This is a genomic window from Tateyamaria omphalii, from assembly GCF_014651375.1.
Classification (GTDB): domain Bacteria; phylum Pseudomonadota; class Alphaproteobacteria; order Rhodobacterales; family Rhodobacteraceae; genus Tateyamaria; species Tateyamaria omphalii.
Genome location: NZ_BMWT01000003.1, coordinates 1 through 15,991, shown reverse-complemented (window position 1 = coordinate 15,991; position 15,991 = coordinate 1). Strand labels below are relative to the sequence as shown.

Annotated in this window: 13 protein-coding genes; 3 read left to right on the top strand and 10 right to left on the bottom strand. The window is 56.3% G+C overall.

Annotated features, from left to right (window positions below):
- Positions 1 to 106 precede the first annotated feature (106 nt).
- The 7 genes from dnaG to IE087_RS10635 form a co-directional block, all read right to left on the bottom strand.
- Positions 107 to 2,062 (bottom strand): DNA primase, encoded by a 1,956-nt coding sequence (gene dnaG, locus IE087_RS10665; protein WP_189369339.1) that lies wholly within the window; start codon positions 2,060 to 2,062, stop codon positions 107 to 109.
- 36 nt (positions 2,063 to 2,098) lie between these two features.
- Positions 2,099 to 2,401: a hypothetical protein gene (locus IE087_RS10660; protein WP_189369338.1), complete on the bottom strand. Its 303-nt coding sequence runs from the start codon at positions 2,399 to 2,401 to the stop codon at positions 2,099 to 2,101.
- Positions 2,402 to 2,439: 38 nt separating this feature from the next.
- On the bottom strand, positions 2,440 to 2,967 hold the full coding sequence (locus IE087_RS10655) for a sarcosine oxidase subunit gamma (protein ID WP_189369337.1): 528 nt from the start codon (positions 2,965 to 2,967) through the stop codon (positions 2,440 to 2,442).
- 4 nt (positions 2,968 to 2,971) lie between these two features.
- Positions 2,972 to 5,905 (bottom strand): sarcosine oxidase subunit alpha family protein, encoded by a 2,934-nt coding sequence (locus IE087_RS10650; protein WP_189369336.1) that lies wholly within the window; start codon positions 5,903 to 5,905, stop codon positions 2,972 to 2,974.
- Positions 5,902 to 6,165 (bottom strand): sarcosine oxidase subunit delta, encoded by a 264-nt coding sequence (locus IE087_RS10645; protein WP_189369335.1) that lies wholly within the window; start codon positions 6,163 to 6,165, stop codon positions 5,902 to 5,904. The genes IE087_RS10650 and IE087_RS10645 overlap by 4 nt, the downstream gene beginning before the upstream one ends.
- An 85-nt stretch (positions 6,166 to 6,250) precedes the next feature.
- On the bottom strand, positions 6,251 to 7,504 hold the full coding sequence (locus IE087_RS10640; RefSeq protein ID WP_189369334.1) for a sarcosine oxidase subunit beta family protein: 1,254 nt from the start codon (positions 7,502 to 7,504) through the stop codon (positions 6,251 to 6,253).
- A 578-nt stretch (positions 7,505 to 8,082) separates the two neighbouring features.
- Complete coding sequence (locus IE087_RS10635) at positions 8,083 to 9,513, bottom strand: Glu/Leu/Phe/Val family dehydrogenase (RefSeq protein WP_189369333.1); 1,431 nt, start codon at positions 9,511 to 9,513, stop codon at positions 8,083 to 8,085.
- 385 nt (positions 9,514 to 9,898) lie between these two features.
- Between IE087_RS10635 and IE087_RS10630 the strand changes: the two genes are divergently transcribed.
- From IE087_RS10630 to IE087_RS10620, 3 genes are read left to right on the top strand one after another with little or no spacing between them, the layout of a single operon-like run.
- On the top strand, positions 9,899 to 11,227 hold the full coding sequence (locus IE087_RS10630; protein WP_229801348.1) for a pilus assembly protein TadG-related protein: 1,329 nt from the start codon (positions 9,899 to 9,901) through the stop codon (positions 11,225 to 11,227).
- The gene (locus IE087_RS10625) at positions 11,224 to 11,760 is read left to right on the top strand and encodes a TadE/TadG family type IV pilus assembly protein (protein ID WP_189369331.1); all 537 of its coding nucleotides are present in this window, start codon (positions 11,224 to 11,226) and stop codon (positions 11,758 to 11,760) included. The genes IE087_RS10630 and IE087_RS10625 overlap by 4 nt, the downstream gene beginning before the upstream one ends.
- The gene (locus IE087_RS10620) at positions 11,760 to 12,311 is read left to right on the top strand and encodes a TadE/TadG family type IV pilus assembly protein (protein ID WP_189369330.1); all 552 of its coding nucleotides are present in this window, start codon (positions 11,760 to 11,762) and stop codon (positions 12,309 to 12,311) included. Before IE087_RS10625 ends, IE087_RS10620 begins: the two co-directional genes overlap by 1 nt.
- Here IE087_RS10620 and IE087_RS10615 read toward each other — a convergent pair whose 3' ends face one another.
- From IE087_RS10615 to IE087_RS10605, 3 genes are all read right to left on the bottom strand, one after another.
- Positions 12,312 to 12,806 (bottom strand): hypothetical protein, encoded by a 495-nt coding sequence (locus IE087_RS10615; protein ID WP_189369329.1) that lies wholly within the window; start codon positions 12,804 to 12,806, stop codon positions 12,312 to 12,314.
- 218 nt (positions 12,807 to 13,024) lie between these two features.
- Positions 13,025 to 13,999, bottom strand: coding sequence for a membrane dipeptidase (locus tag IE087_RS10610; protein WP_189369328.1), 975 nt, complete (start codon positions 13,997 to 13,999; stop codon positions 13,025 to 13,027).
- A gap of 23 nt (positions 14,000 to 14,022) precedes the next feature.
- Complete coding sequence (locus IE087_RS10605; protein ID WP_189369327.1) at positions 14,023 to 15,231, bottom strand: NAD(P)/FAD-dependent oxidoreductase; 1,209 nt, start codon at positions 15,229 to 15,231, stop codon at positions 14,023 to 14,025.
- Positions 15,232 to 15,991: the final 760 nt, after the last annotated feature.

Genomic DNA, 15,991 nt, shown 5'->3' with positions numbered 1-15,991 from the left:
CCTTGGTGATTCGTCCCCACGAATCACTCCCAGAAACATTTAGTGCTTTGGGTGATTCGGCCACCCATGTACGTGCATTTTCTTTATGTTTTGAGACCAAATCGCATCAGTTACCGCGTTTTGAGAAGCTGATCTGATCCATGAGCGCTGCAAAAGCATCCCTCTCACTGCGGCTGATTCGGGCGCCGTTGTCGCCCGTCTCATATTCTGAATCATCTTCTTTCCCGCTACGGCTGGCCTGAGCTGCGGCTTGAGCCGCTTGGCTGAGGCGCCATGTCACGCCTTCATCAGCCACACCTTCGAGGTCCTGCACCGCATCTGCGATCTCGGCATTCAGTCCCTTCACCGCGCTGAGTTTTGCGAGTTCTTCGGCCACGGTCATACGGGCCATGTCGGCATCGCCGGGTGTGCGGATACATGGGACAATTGCCACATGGCGTGAAGAGAGCAGGTTATCAAGGGCTTCCGGGCCCAGCGCGCTGAAAATCTTTTCCTGCAACACATCAGAACCAGCATGCCCATGGCGTAAGATCAGGTCGCGCAATACGGCATGGTCGCGATCATCACAGGCCAAGCTTTCAAGCCCAGTTTCAAATTCTTCAGCCACCTCAGGCGTACATATCAGCGCCGCAAGGATCACCGATTCCCGTAGATGGTCTGTCACTTGCGCATCACCTGCCGCTAGTGCGGAAGTTTTAGTGCTGGGCATTGGAACAGGCGGTGCCTGCCAACCGCGACCCTTCTGCCAGTTGCGCTTTTGTCCGCCGCCACTGCGTTGTGGGCGGAAGAGTTGCCAGCGCATGTCCTTGACCGCCTGCCCATAGTGCTGGCGGATCGATGGGTCCTGAATCAGCTTGATCTTGTCACGTAATACCTTGTCGAGCGCAGCCTTGCGTTCAGGGCTGTCAAAGGTTTTGCCCTCGGTTTCGCGTTGCCAGAGCAATTGAACCATAGGTATAGCGCCATCCAGCAGTTTCTGCAGAGCACCGGCCCCTTGGGCTTTAAGTAAGTCGTCCGGGTCCTGCCCTTCCGGCATCAACGCAAAGCGCAATGATTTACCTGCCTCCAGCATAGGCAATGCAAGATCGATCAAGCGCATGGCCGCCCGCAGCCCAGCCTTGTCCCCGTCCAGCGCAATGATCGGCTCATCTGCAATGCGCCAGAGCATCGCGAGCTGGTTCTCGGTCACGGCTGTGCCCAAAGGTGCTACGGAAGCGCCAAACCCATGCTCCGCAAGCGCGATAACATCCATGTAGCCTTCAGCGACAATCAGCGGCTGCCCCTTGCCCGCCGCCGTCCGTGCCGGTCCATGATTGTAGAGGCTGCGCCCCTTGTCAAAAAGCTCCGTCTCGGGAGAGTTCAGATACTTGGCGTTGTCGTTCGGGTCCATCGCCCGCCCACCAAAGGCGATGCAGCGCCCACGTGCATCGCGGATCGGGAACATGATGCGCCCCCGGAAGGTGTCGTATGGCTTACCACCCTTCTGGCTGGGTTTGGCAAGGCCAGCATCAAGGATCAGATCATCCTCGACCTCCTTGCCCTTTAGTGTGTCCCACAAGCCTTGCCACGCGTCGGGCGCGAAGCCGATCTCCCACCTGTCTTGCGCTGCCGGATCAAGGCCACGCCGCTCTAGATAGTCACGCGCCGGACCAGCCACGCCGGTTTTGAGTTGCAGGCGGAAGTGCTGGACGGCCATTTCCATGACATCGGCAAGCTGGGTGCGTTTGTCGGCCTTTTCCTGCGCGCGGGGGTCGCGTTCAGGCATCGGCATACCTGCCTCACCCGCAAGAATTTCAACAGCCTCCATAAAGCCAACATTCTCGGTCTCGCGCACAAAGCTGATTGCGTCGCCCTTCGCATGGCAACCAAAGCAATAGTAGTAGCCCTTGCGATCATCGACGTGAAAACTGGCCGTCTTCTCATGGTGAAACGGGCACGGCGCCCACAGGTCGCCCTTGCCCTGATTGGACTTGCGGGCATCCCACATGACCTTACGTCCCACCACCTGCCCTAGGGACAGGCGCGTGCGCAATTCATCGAGAAATCCGGGGGGCAGGCTCATGCCCTTAATATTGGTGGTGTGGCCGCAGGAGTCGAGTCACTGCTGAAGACACAACTCACTCCACGCATCCGACAGGCTTTCGTTACGCAATACGCGGCGCTTTTGTTCGTACACCCAAGGTGTGATCAAAGGGATTGCGTTATTGTACTGCGCGGGCCAGTCAGGGTTCTGCGCCAGAATGTGGCTTTGCACATCTCGCTCCTTGACCCTGTCCAGTCGGGCTTGCTGGATGGCACCGACCACCTGGGCTTGATATCCACAGCTTTCCTCTTTGCTGTCTTGGGCAAAAGCAGGGACTGCGGAAAACGCAATGGCGGCAACTATGGCAAAACGGATCATGGACAGCTCCAGACACTTGGGAATCGATTTGGTCGTTTTTAGCCGCGTGACGCGACGCTTGCCATGGCCCTCTCCAAATCGTGCAAGAGCGTGCCCGCCATAGAGCGGAAAACCATCAACAGAAATCTGTCCGTCCCGATGCGCGTAACCGAGGCATTCATGTGTTGGATCTGACTGCGCGCTGTGTGACCGCGTTTGAACTGCGCAACTGACAGATCCAGAGGTACAAGGCGGGCCAGGACATCTTCAACCCGGTCACCGGACAGCGCCACTGCGGTCCATGCGTCCGATTGATCTGTCAGTGCGGCGTATTCTGCAAGTTTCGGGTCAGGCTTTGGCCCAGCCAAAAGGCTAACGTCTCGCCCAAACCAGATAGCACGCGCGCCGGCCTTACCAGTTGCACGGTTTGGTGCAGGCCATGCCATGCCATGCGCCGCCTTGAACGGTGCGTCTATCTGAGCCCCCGCATAGGGAGAGATCGATGTCAGGGCACCCAAGTCAATTTCTTCCAGCGTGCAGGACCCAATGCCGCGCGGCGGCATATCGTCAAGGGGGGTCTTTGCCATCAATTCAGCCACGTGTCCGCCCTCCCTCTGGATCAAAGAACACCGGATCACACAGCTCTACCCGCGTCTGGATACCGCGCACATGATCAACCATGTTCAATACGTCACCATGTCGGATCAGCCCGTCTCTTACAAAACCCAATCCGACGTAGTGGCCCAGCGTTGGTGAAAAACCCACCGACGTGACGTAGCCTTGATCATGTTCGTGCATCGGTTCTTCGCCATCGGAATAGATATGGGCACCCGCCGTCAGCTGTTTCACCGCACCTGCAGGTTTCAGGCCCACCAGCTGCGCGCGACCGTCTTCAGTCAGACCGGGACGTCGCGCCATGGTGGCACCTATGAAGTCCTTCTTCTTGGACAGCATACGCTCCATCCCGATATCTTGTGCCGTCACGCGGCCATCAATCTCAGCATGGGTAATGAATCCTTTTTCAATGCGGAGAACATTCAAAGCCTCCATACCGTAGGCACCGCCACCGAGTGCTTCAGCCCGCGCGACAAGCAACCGGAAAAGACTGTCACCAAAGCGGGATGGCACCGCGATCTCATAGGCGTGTTCGCCAGAGAACGAGATACGGAAAAGGCGCCCTTCGACACCCTGCACGCCCACCGTTCCACAAGACATAAAGGGCCATTGATCATCATCGATGGAATGATCCAACAAACCGTTCAAAAGCGTGCGCGCTTTCGGTCCAGCCACAGCGAACTGCGCCCACTGTTCGGTCACGGACATGATGCGCACATCCCAATCGGGGCGCAGCGCCTGCGTGACAAACTCCAAGTGCCGCATCACTTGGCCGGCCGCCGCGGTTGTGGTGGTCATGACATAGTGATTGGGCCCCAACCGCGCAGTGGTTCCGTCATCCATGACAAACCCGTCTTCGCGCAACATGAGACCGTACCGCACGCGGTTTTCCTTCAAGGTCGAGAACATGTTTGTGTAAACGAAATCAAGAAGTTGCGCTGCGTCCGGCCCTTGGATATCAATCTTGCCAAGAGTGCTGACGTCGCAGATGCCAACAGTATTTCGTACCCACCCAACCTCGCGATCGCAGGATTGCCTCCATGTCGTTTCATCAGGCAGTGGGTAATACGACGGACGATACCAAAGCCCGGCTTCAATCATCGGTGCACCAGCAGCAACGGTGGCGGCGTGACTTGTGGTTTTACGTTCAGGCGCAAACCCTTTGCCTTGTGCGCCTGCTCCCAGCGCTGCAAGCGCCACTGGGCTGTACGGAGGCCTGAATGTCGTGGTGCCCGTTTCAGGGATGCCGCGACCCGTTGCATCGGCCAAGACTGCCAACGCGGCCACGTTCGAATTCTTGCCTTGATCCGTCGCCATGCCTTGCGTTGTATAGCGCTTCATGTGCTCGACAGACGCAAAGTTCTCCTGCGCGGCCTGTTTGACGTCTTTCACACTCACATCGTTCTGAAAATCCAGCCACGCACGGCCGTTTCCGGGCACGGCCCACAGCGGTTCTATCTTGTACGCGCTGTCATCAGCTTCAGGTACTGCGACCTCGGTCGATGTCGCGCCAAGCGCTTCGAGGCTGCGCATAGCTGCCGCGGCGCCTTCGGCCAAACATGCAGCTGTCGCAAAACTTCCGTTGCAAGCCCCTGCTGTATCCATGCCCGGAATTGCGCCCGGTGTCGGGACGAAACTGGCTATGTCGTCCTGCCATGTGGGCCGTCCGTTCATGTGACATGTCATGTGCACTGTCGGGTTCCATCCCCCCGAAACTGCCAGACAATCCGTGGCAATTTTCTCAACACCCGAAGCGGTCCGAACTGAAATCGCTTCCAGACCGCGTCGCCCATGGCCATCGGACACCATTGCGCTTGACATCAACCGATAGTCTCCCATGGCCTGAGCATCCCGGCGACTGTCAATGACCGCCGCGACGTGCACGCCTGCGTCCTGCAGGTCCATGGCAGTGCGGTGCGCATCGTCATTGTTGGCAAAAACTGTCACTGCTTTGCCCGGGCTGACACCAAATCGATTTAGATATGCACGCACTGCGCTTGCCGCCATAACACCGGGGCGGTCGTTGTTCCGAAATGCAACATGGCGTTCGATCGCCCCTGCCGCCAACACGGACCGTTTGGCCACGATGCGCCAGAAGGTTTCCTTAACCCCGCCCTTGGGCACACCATTCGAATGGTGAGACACACGCTCAAGAGCGCCAAATGTACCACCATCATGCGCACCCGTTACCGTGGTTCTCGGCATCAGGCGCACATTGTCCATGGCCGCCAGTTCCGACACCATGCGCGCAGCCCAATCCGCGCCCGATGCTCCATCAATGGCCAAGGTTTCCGCGTTCAGGCGCCCGCCCATTCGGCTGTCTTCGTCGGCCAGAATAACACGAACGCCTGATTGCGCCGCTGTCCATGCCGCCATCAGGCCAGCCGGCCCTGCACCGATCACCAAAACGTCACAAAACGCATAGGCCTTTTCATAATGATCGGCGTCTTGCTCGCCGCTCAATGCGCCCAAACCCGCCGCGCGCCGGATAAAAGGTTCATAGACTTTTTCCCAGAACACCCGCGGCCACATGAACGTCTTGTAGTAGAACCCCGCTCCAAGAAATGGCGCGGCAAGGTCATTCACACTCAGCAGATCAAACCCCAGCGATGGCCATGAATTCTGGCTACGCGCCTCAAGTCCCTCAAAGAGTTCCTGCACCGTTGCCCGCACATTGGGATCGGCGGAAGCGCCGCGTCCGATGGTCATCAGTGCGTTAGGTTCTTCCGACCCGGCGGTGAGAATGCCGCGCGGTCGGTGATACTTGAACGACCGTGCCACATGCCGCACATCATTCGCCAGCAAGGCGGATGCCAGCGTATCGCCCGCAAATCCCCGGTACGCAGTACCGTCAAAACGAAAAGTCACCGGTTGCGACCGGTCGATCAGTCCTTTGCCATCAACCCTCATCGCTTGATCTCCCGTGCCAGTACCACGGTCTTGATCTCGTGTGTCGACACGTTTCGCGTCACGCGCAGCCACGCGCCGCAACCTGCGTCATGGCTCCACAGTTCATCCAGATCCCCGGCGGTATTGTCACGCAAATGCAGATAATCATCCCATGCCGCCGCGCCTGCATCGGGACCAGGACGTTCAAGCATCACAGCCGCACCCTGATAGTAAAACTCGCGTCGATCACGCTCACCGCAAATCGGACAGTGCAGTCGCATCAGGCTTCTCCATAGGGGCGCAACATCCACACCTTCCGTTTTTCACAACAATCGCCGCAAGTCGCTCTGATCATCTCAACCGTTCCTAGTGCAGATTGTGCTGAGACCCGGTGGCCTCTTCGTCCATGAGCCCACGACCCGTGCGAAAACGATCCAAACGGTGACGCACGGTGGTAGGATGCGGATTTCCTGTGGCAAGCAAATGCGCAAACGTATGGCCAGAAGCAGGCGTTGCTTTGAAACCGCCATAGCACCAACCAGTGTTCACAAAGAGGCCTTCAATTTCGGTCTTGTCGATAATGAAGGATCCATCAGGGGACATGTCCATAACGCCGCCCCAACTGCGGAGCATCTTGGCCTTCCCGATCACCGGCATCAGGGTCATCGCGGCCTCGGCAACGTGCTCGACAAGCGGCAGATTCCCCCGGGCGGCATAGCTTGCGTACATGTCGAGATCGCCGCCAAAAACAAGGCCACCCTTATCCGACTGGCTGATGTAGAAATGGCCCATGCCAAAGGTCACAACATGATCAAGACAGGGTTTCAGTCCTTCTGTCACAAAGGCCTGTAGGACGTGGCTCTCGATGGGAAGACGCAGACCGGCCATGGCAGCGACCTGGCTGGAGCGCCCCGCTGCAATCATGCCGACCTTCTTGGCACGGATCGGGCCCTTGGTTGTTTGCACGCCTTTCACGACACCGTTGACCACATCGATGCCTGTCACTTCGCATTGTTGGATGAGGTCAACACCGCGATCACTGGCCGAACGTGCGAAACCCCATGCCACGGCATCATGTCGCGCCGTGCCCCCACGCCTGTGATAAAGGCCACCATAGATCGGAAAACGGGTTTGGTCGAAATCGAGGAAAGGCAGCAGCTTTTCTACGCCCGCTCGGTCCAGAATCGCTCCGTCATCTCCCTGCCCGCACATCGAGTTTGCGCGACGAACAAAGGCATCCCGCTGACCGTCAGAGTGTACGAGATTGATGATACCCCGCTGTGAATGCATGACATTGTAGTTCAGGTCTTCTTCCAACCCTTCCCACAGCTTCAGGGAATGGGAGTAGAACTCCGAGTTTCCGGGCAGCATATAGTTGGCACGAACGATGGTTGTGTTCCGACCAACATTCCCGCCGCCAAGATACCCTTTTTCCAGCACCGCAACGTTGGTCAATCCATGGACTTTGGCCAAATAGTGAGCAGTGGCCAATCCGTGGCCGCCGCCGCCGATGAGCACAATATCATATTCTGACTTCGGCTCCGGGCTGCGCCAATGCGGACCCCAGCCCTTGTTCCCGGTCAGCCCTTCGGTCAACACTTTCAGCCCTGAAAAGCGCATGCGCACCTCCGCTCCTTCATGGCACCACCATCACCATCCCGTGGGGTGTAGCAAGAGCTGCGGCACAACTTTCGGTGCTTTTCGACACGGGCTGGCCTGCCAGCGACGAATTGCGATGCACGCACCGTTTTTCACGTCACAGGTGAGGTATTTCAGCCTCGAATGTCGGCGAACCGGGGCTCGGCGCTGCAGACCCGTTTTTTACGACGCTGTCAGGTGATAACCATCAGGAGTTTAACGCCCGGCCATGTTTGACTTTGCCGACGGTCTTATCCCAATCGGATTTGCCTCTCGTGTAAGGTAAAAAAAGTGGCAAAAGCCGATGCATGCAGCTCGGTCAAGCACGCAAGCAAGACACTTGCGGTCACCATTGTTCGTTGGTGTCGATTGATTGCAGATGCACCTGTACCATCTGATTGGACGGTCAGAATACCATGTGCAGCGTTGGTGGCGAACCATTGCACGCAAAACACCAGAAAAGGACATCAACCCTGAAACACGGGCCTCCACGCCAATTCGGTCAAGCACCGGGTGGCGAACCAGCACCGCCATTCCGGCGCTGGCTCGTCATCGCGCAACTACAGTCCTTTGGCCCTATAGCTGTCGGCCACCTTACCAATCGACACGAGATACGCGGCCGTACGCAAATCATCGACATCGCCCCTATCGTGCCAGACTGACGCCATGGACTGATATGCTGCCCGCATCGTGTCATCGAGACCCGAACGCACCAGTTCCAGTTCATCCGCGCCCCGCAGGTACTTATCTTTGAAATCCGGGGTCATCGACCACGCATCGCCCAGATGGCGGCTAAGCCGTTCCAGCTCATCCACAACGAGCTGGTGCCGCGCCTCTTCCTGTCGGCGCTGCATCCGACCAAAGCGGATGTGGCTGAGGTTCTTGACCCATTCGAAGTAAGACACGGTAACACCACCGGCATTGGCATACATGTCCGGAATGATGACCGTTCCCTTTTCGCGCAGAATGGCATCGGCACCCGCAGTCACCGGACCATTTGCAGCCTCAATGATCAGCGGTGCCGTGACCCGAGCCGCATTCGAAAGGTTAATCACGCCTTCAAGGGCGGCAGGCACGAGGATGTCGCAATCCTTCTCCAAAACTGAACTGCCGTTTTCCACATATGTGCCATCGGGATAGCCCGAGACGCCGCCGTGACCTGCAATCCAGTTGCGTACTGCATCCACGTCCAAACCGCGATCATCTACAAGCGCACCATCGCGTTCAATGATGCCGACGATTTTGCAACCATCCTCATCGGCAAGGAACTTCGCTGCGTGGTATCCCACATTGCCCAGCCCCTGGACGACGACCCGCTTGCCATCCAGCGTACCGGACATACCAGCCTTCTCGACGCCCGTGGCATCGCGGAAAAACTCGCGCAGCGCATATTGGACACCTCGACCAGTGGCCTCGGTCCTGCCTTGAATGCCGCCAGCATTGGTCGGTTTGCCGGTGACACAAGCCACGCCATTGATGTCGGTCGTGTTCATCCGCTTATACTGGTCAGCAATCCAAGCCATCTCGCGCTCACCGGTCCCCATGTCAGGGGCAGGTACGTTCTGAGCCGGGTTGATCATGTCGCGCTTGATCAGCTCGTATGCGAAACGACGGGTGATCAACTCCATCTCGTGCTCATCATATTCGCGCGGATCAACATGCAATCCGCCCTTTGAGCCCCCGAATGGAGCTTCGACCAGTGCGCACTTGTATGTCATCAGCGCGGCCAGCGCTTCGACTTCGTCCTGATTAACGCCCAAGGCAAAGCGGATACCGCCTTTTACCGGCTCCATATGCTCTGAATGAACGGATCGATATCCAGTGAACGTCTGTATCTGTCCGCGCAGTCTCACGCCGAACCGGACGGTATAGGTGGCGTTGCACACCCTGATCTTTTCTTCCAAGCCCGGTGGAAGATCCATCAGTGCAACAGCGCGGTTGAACATGATGTCCACACTTTCACGGAAACTGGGCTCATTGGGGGTGCTCATCCGGGATCTCCTTTTTCCGGCACGACTCACTTGAGTTCGAGTCATTGAAGCCAGCCTATGACGGTTCCGTTAACCAGTGCGAATTTTTTGTGCGTATTGAGAACATCACACGCTTTAGCGTCACTTCTTAATGAATTGTAAACAGTATGACATACGCAGACGGATTGATGACAATCCATTCCAAATCTCCCCATAGGTTTCCCCCTTTTGCCTGATTTCGGCCACATTCGGACGCCACACCGACTGTTGGACAAAAGGCTGTTAAGGCCTGTGATGACCAAAAAATATAAGGTGCATTATGTTAATGATGTGGACACGGAAACTGACGACAAAGGCGGGGCTGAAAAACAGCGTTGCCGGATTTGCGCGCGACGACTCGGGGTCCATGACCATTTTCGCCGTCGCGATGTTCTTTATGATGATATTGGTTGGCGGCATCGGCGTCGACCTGATGCGGAACGAGATGGAACGCACGCGGATGCAGGCAACTGTTGACCGCGCCGTTCTGGCGGCTGCCGACCTGGATCAGCCTCTGGATCCTGAAGCCGTGGTACGCGACTACTTCGACAAGTCCGGGATGAGTGCGTACCTCTCTTCGGTGACCGTTGACCAAGGTTTGAATTTTCGGACGGTTACCGCATCGGCGAATATGTCGACCAACACGCAGTTTATGCGCCTGATGGGCGTAAGTGAACTGCCTGTACCAGCATTAGCTCAGGCTGAAGAGCGTGTGTCCAATGTTGAGATTTCAATGGTTCTCGATATTTCCGGCTCGATGGGCTGGAACAATAAGATGGAGAACCTGCAGGATGCGGCCACGACTTTTGTGGACACCGTCATTCGAGAGGAAAACGAGAACCTGATCTCGATTTCTCTGATCCCATACACCGCGCAGGTGAATGCCGGGTATGAAATCTTCTCGCGGATGGACACAAACCACCTGCACAACTACTCGTATTGCGTTGACTTCGAAATTCCAGACTTTTCGACAACTGGTCTGGATCTGGATTCAACATATGAGCAGATGCAGCACTTTGACGAAGGTTGGAACTACTCCAATCCAGTCAGCAACCCTGGTTGCCCCAAGCAAAGCTTCGAAGAGATCGTTCCGTTCAGCCAGAACGCCACGTCTCTCAAGAACACGATCGAAGATTACCGCGCACGCGCCAACACATCGATCCACCTTGGTATGAAATGGGGCGTGGCGCTGCTGGACCCAACCTTCCGCCCGATCACCCAGGAGCTGGCCGGGCCGGATGAAAACATCGTGGCTGATGTATTCGCAAATCGTCCTGCTGCCTACTCCGATGGTGAAACGCTCAAGACGGTCGTTCTGATGACCGATGGTCAAAACGTGGACACGACACGTATCCAGCCATGGTATTATGCCAACACTTCACACTACGCACACTGGAGCCGCTATCCGCTGCACTGGTACCTAAACAACTATGTGCGCGGCAGTTGGAGCAATTGGCGCTACACCAAGTATACGTCGGCACAGGCTGACTCCATGCTTAGCAACATCTGCGACGCCGCCAAAGAACAAGGTATCGTCGTGTGGTCCGTCGGCTTCGAAGTCACCGACTACTCTGCAGGTGTCATGGAAGACTGCGCGTCTTCGCCCAGTCACTTCTTCCGGGTGGAAGGCGTCGAAATCACCGAAGCCTTCGCGGCAATTGCCAAGCAAATCAACCAACTGAGGCTGACCCAATGACCTTCAATCCCAAATCGTTCCTCCGCCGTTTCCGGCGTGAAGAGGATGGCCAGATGGTGGTGGAATTCGCACTTGCAATCCCACTTATGTTCACCCTCTTCATGACATCGGTCGAACTCGGCATCTATTCAGTCCGCCAAGGATTTCTGGATCGGGGCCTGGACATTGCGGTCCGCAACGTCCGGCTGAATACAGGAGCCAATTATTCACACAGCGACATCAAAACGATGGTGTGCGAATATGCCGGCTTCCTGGAAGACTGTGACACCACGCTGAAACTGGAAATGATGCCAGTATCTGCGCGCAACTTTGCAGTGTTCCCGAATGAGCCCGACTGTGCGGATGTGTCAATGCCCATAACACCGTCGACAACCTTCGTGCACGGGGCCGAACACCAGCTGATGATGCTGCGCGCTTGCTACAGCTTCAAACCGGTGTTCCCGATGACCGGGTTGGGGGCATCGTTCACCAAGGATGGTGCAGGCCGCGTTAAAATGGTCTCGATGTCCGGATTTGTGCAGGAGCCAAGCTGATGAAACGCTTTATCGCAAAACTAAGAACCTTCCACGACGACGAGCGTGGCAGCCTTGCGGTTGAAACGGTTATCATTATTCCGGTTCTGTTCTGGGCCTATCTGTCGATGTTTGCCATCTTTGACTCGTATCGGCAGCATTCGATCAATCAGAAGGCGGCGTACACAATCGGCGACATCATCTCGCGCGAAACAACACCGCTGGACACGGCCTATATGAATGGTACACGAGACGTCCTTGCCTACCTGACAGCCAATACCGAAGGCAACGTGGCAGTCCGGGTGACAAGCGTGAAATACGACGCCGAGAATGGTGTGTACAAGCGCGATTGGTCTCAAGCCAAGGGGTGGAGACCGGCGCGCGGAGACGCTGACGTAAGCGAGCTGAAAACGCTTTTGCCCGTCATGCCGCACAACGAGCACGTGATGGTGGTCGAAACATTCGTCAAGTATGACCCACCGTTTGCGACGGGCCTACAGAACCGCGAGATCCAGAACTTTGTGTTCACACGTCCTCGCTATGCGCCCCGCGTACTTTGGTCGGACGGATGACTAGTCCGACGAACGCTCTGCAATCATGGCCGAGAGTATCTCGGCCATGAATTTTGCTTGGTGACCCGGGGTCATACCACCTACCCCAACCCGATTGCCAAGACGCCACCACAGTCCAGGACGCCACGCTCGTCCCCCCGCGGTATTCAAACGCAGCAAGAACCCGTTTGATGGCTTGAAGGCGAACATGCCGCGATCCAAGGATTGGATGTCGGCGGTAAGTGCAACCATCGCACCCGAACTGTCTCGCAGCACTTCCGGTGTCAGCTCCAGCGTTAGGGCAGTTGCCCGTCGCATCTTTTCCGCAATCCAAATTGAGCCACCACCGAGGGCAAAGAGAAACAGTTGCCAACCAATCTCGGGTGGTCTCACGACGCCTACATAGATCACCAACAGTGAAAGCACCCAAAGCGAACCTATCCCCAGGATGCGACGTCCAGGCGATGCCGCTATCGTTGCGATAACTTCGCCTTCTTTGAAATCCAAACCTTGCATGGTTCGCCCTTAGCTCGGCTAGTACAAACGAACAAGAGGCTTAGCGGCGCACGATCACCTCCGTCCCCTGCTCTTTCGACAGGTCCTCGGTCATTTCTGCAAAGAAATCGAACGCTTTTACATCATGCCCGTCACGGATCGGATGGCCGGACCCGCTGCCAACTCACACTGTTCAGGCCGATCAAGCTGATTGTGATGGCCGTCACCATCCGTTCCGTTTAAACCGCCGGACCAAAATTCTCGGAATAAAACCGATACCAGTTGCCCCCCATGATGCCGTCAACTTCGTCGTCGGACATGCCGATCGCTCGTAGACCATTCTTGATGTTTCCGAAATCACGGTTGTCGCGGAACCAATCCGGTTGCGGAGGAAATCCCGGATTGGCGGCAGACCCTTCGCCATAGTCGATTTCTTTCGACCACCGGCCTACGCGCATCCATTCAACGACAGAATCCGGTTGATCCTGACACAGGTCCGACCCAATGCCGATCTTGTCGGTACCAAACTTGTCCGCAGCACGTGCAATTGCCTCGCAAAAGGATTGCAGGGTGCAGTTCGACCCGTCCTTGAGGTGGTGCGGGTAAAGCGAAAACCCGAGCATTCCGCCATTCGACGTCACCGCCTGGATGACGTCGTCGCGCTTGTTCCGCAAGGCCGGGTGCCAAGTGTGCGGGTTCGCATGGGTAATTGCGATAGGCCGCTCCGAAACATCCGCCGCCTCGATCGTCGACCGGTCTGCCGAATGGCTCATGTCCACGACAAGCCCTACGCGGTTCATCTCCTTGATCACCTGCCGCCCCATTCGGGTGATGCCGGTATCTTCGTTCTCGTAACAACCCGTCGCAAGCAGGGACTGGTTGTTGTAAGTCAGCTGCATAAAGCGTGCGCCAAGCGTGTGAACGATTTCGACCAGACCAATATCGTCTTCGATGGGGCTGGGGTTTTGAAATCCAAAGAAGATCGCCGTTTTGCCATCGGCCTTAGCTCGATCAATATCACAGGCTGACACCCCTTTGACGATGAGGTCAGGATAAAGCTCGAACCAACGGTTCCACGCCTCGAAATTCAACACGGTTTCCCTGAAATTCTCGTGGTAAGAAATGGTGACATGCACGGCATCCATGTCGCCCTGACGCATCTGGCGAAATATTTTCTCAGACCATCTGCAGTACTGAAGGTTGTCGATGCGCATTGGGCGGCTCGTTTCTTAGTTGTTCAGATCACTGCTTTTTCGAAGATAGGCTCATCTGAGACAAGTCGATCGTAGCTGAACAGAGACAGGTCGAGACTGCGAAACGCCCCATATGTCAGCCATTCGGCCACGCCGCGGCCCATCGCAGGTGATTGTTGCAGACCGTGGCCGGAAAACCCGTTGAGGAAGATGAAATTCTCAACCTCATTATGCGGCCCCACAATCGCATTGTGATCAAAGGTGTTCATGGCATAGTGGCCACCCCATTCACTGGTCACCTTTATCGCCTCAAACTGCGGAATGCGCGTGGCCAGTATGGGCCAGACATGGTTTTCCCAGAGGCTGTGGTCCATTGTGAAATCGTCATAGTCGACGGCTGGATCAACGTCCGAGTGCCCGCCCGCCTGGTATGTGCCACCGCCATTTTCACGTACATGGACACCTGACGGATCGATGGTCAGCGGAAGATCGCGATCAAGAGGCCGCTCAGCCTTGAACACCCATGAATAACGCTTGCGCGGTTCCACCGGAACATCAATGCCCGCCATGCGCGCCGTACGTGCAGCACGGGGGCCTGACGCATTCACGACGTGTCCGCACGACACAACCTCTCCACTGGCCAGCGTGACGCTTTCAATTGAGGTCCCCGTTGCGTTACGCGCCATCGCGACCACTTCATTTTGAACATACTCGACACCACGCTCGCGGCTTTGTCTGCGCCACCAATCAAAGACCGCTGCGCCATCCCAATACCCTTCGTCCACAGTATTGATGGATCCCAGCAGAATGTCGTCCACATTGTAGAAAGGGTACGCCGCTTTGATCTGGTCGGGTGTCATCAGTTGCGTTGCAGCACCCGCTGCATGCTGTACGTCGAGGTTTGAGCGCAACGTGTCGGCAAATTCTGCTGTATCGGCCAAGTACATGTAGCCAAAGCTACGAATTCCCAATTCTGGTATCCGATCGTCGCCCCCCATGTATTGACGCATATTCTTTACAAATTCCGCAGCGAACTGACTGATGCGGACGTTCAACTCGCTGGAAAACTGCTGTCGCATGCAGCTGTTTGTGTGAGCAGTCGAGCATGACGAATAGGTCGGGTCCCGTTCAACGACCAGAACACGACCGTCAAAGTCAGAGTTGTCTGTCAAAAACCAAGCCGTCGAAGCCCCCATAATGGCGCCGCCAACGATCACTACATCGTACGTGCTGTGTTTCGGTGCATTGGGCATTTGGCGCTTTCCCGTGTTTTTCGGACTTCCGATCGTAACTGTGCGGTGAATTTTTTCAGCACACCAGAGCTTTGTTGGACACCGCTGGCATTTGAGTGTTCGGCCCGACGGTCCGGGCTGCATCGGATAATGACATATCTTGGCCCGTTCATACTGATCTTGCACAAAGGGTGACTGGACATTCCGAGTATTGCACGACGCAGTCGGACTGCCGTCCCGTGACGCAACAGACCACCGGATTCGCACTGCAGCACGCAGGACCTTGAGCCAAACGCACAACGTGATCGCCAAACTTTTGCGTTTTCTTTGTCGGTGTGACCATTTCTTCAGCAAATGCTGCAATGCAGAAGATTTCACGGCCAGATCACCATTTTCTTGTTGTGAGATGGCTGCGCCAGCCAATACGGTCATTGGTAGAGAAGCAAGGTCGCCCGTTCTGCCAGCGTACACCTCCTCCCGTACGTCTAGTGAAGCGGGCGGCTTTTCTTCCCAAACAGGTCCACTTCAATCCGTGGATCTCGTTGTCGTCACAGGCGCGATGACCGCCGTTTTGGCACAATGACCTGTCCTTGGCCTTTGAACACCGACGTAAATGAACTGCCGTTCAGCTTGCACGGTCTGATAACGCCGTGTTTCGCGATCACCGGTCCAATCCTGGTATCTGTTCGCTCCAGAAATCGTCCGTTTGGACCAGTCAAAAGTGTCGGATTTTGTGTTTTTTGTCCGTCCCGATCAATCCGGACGCATCGCACGGTCAATT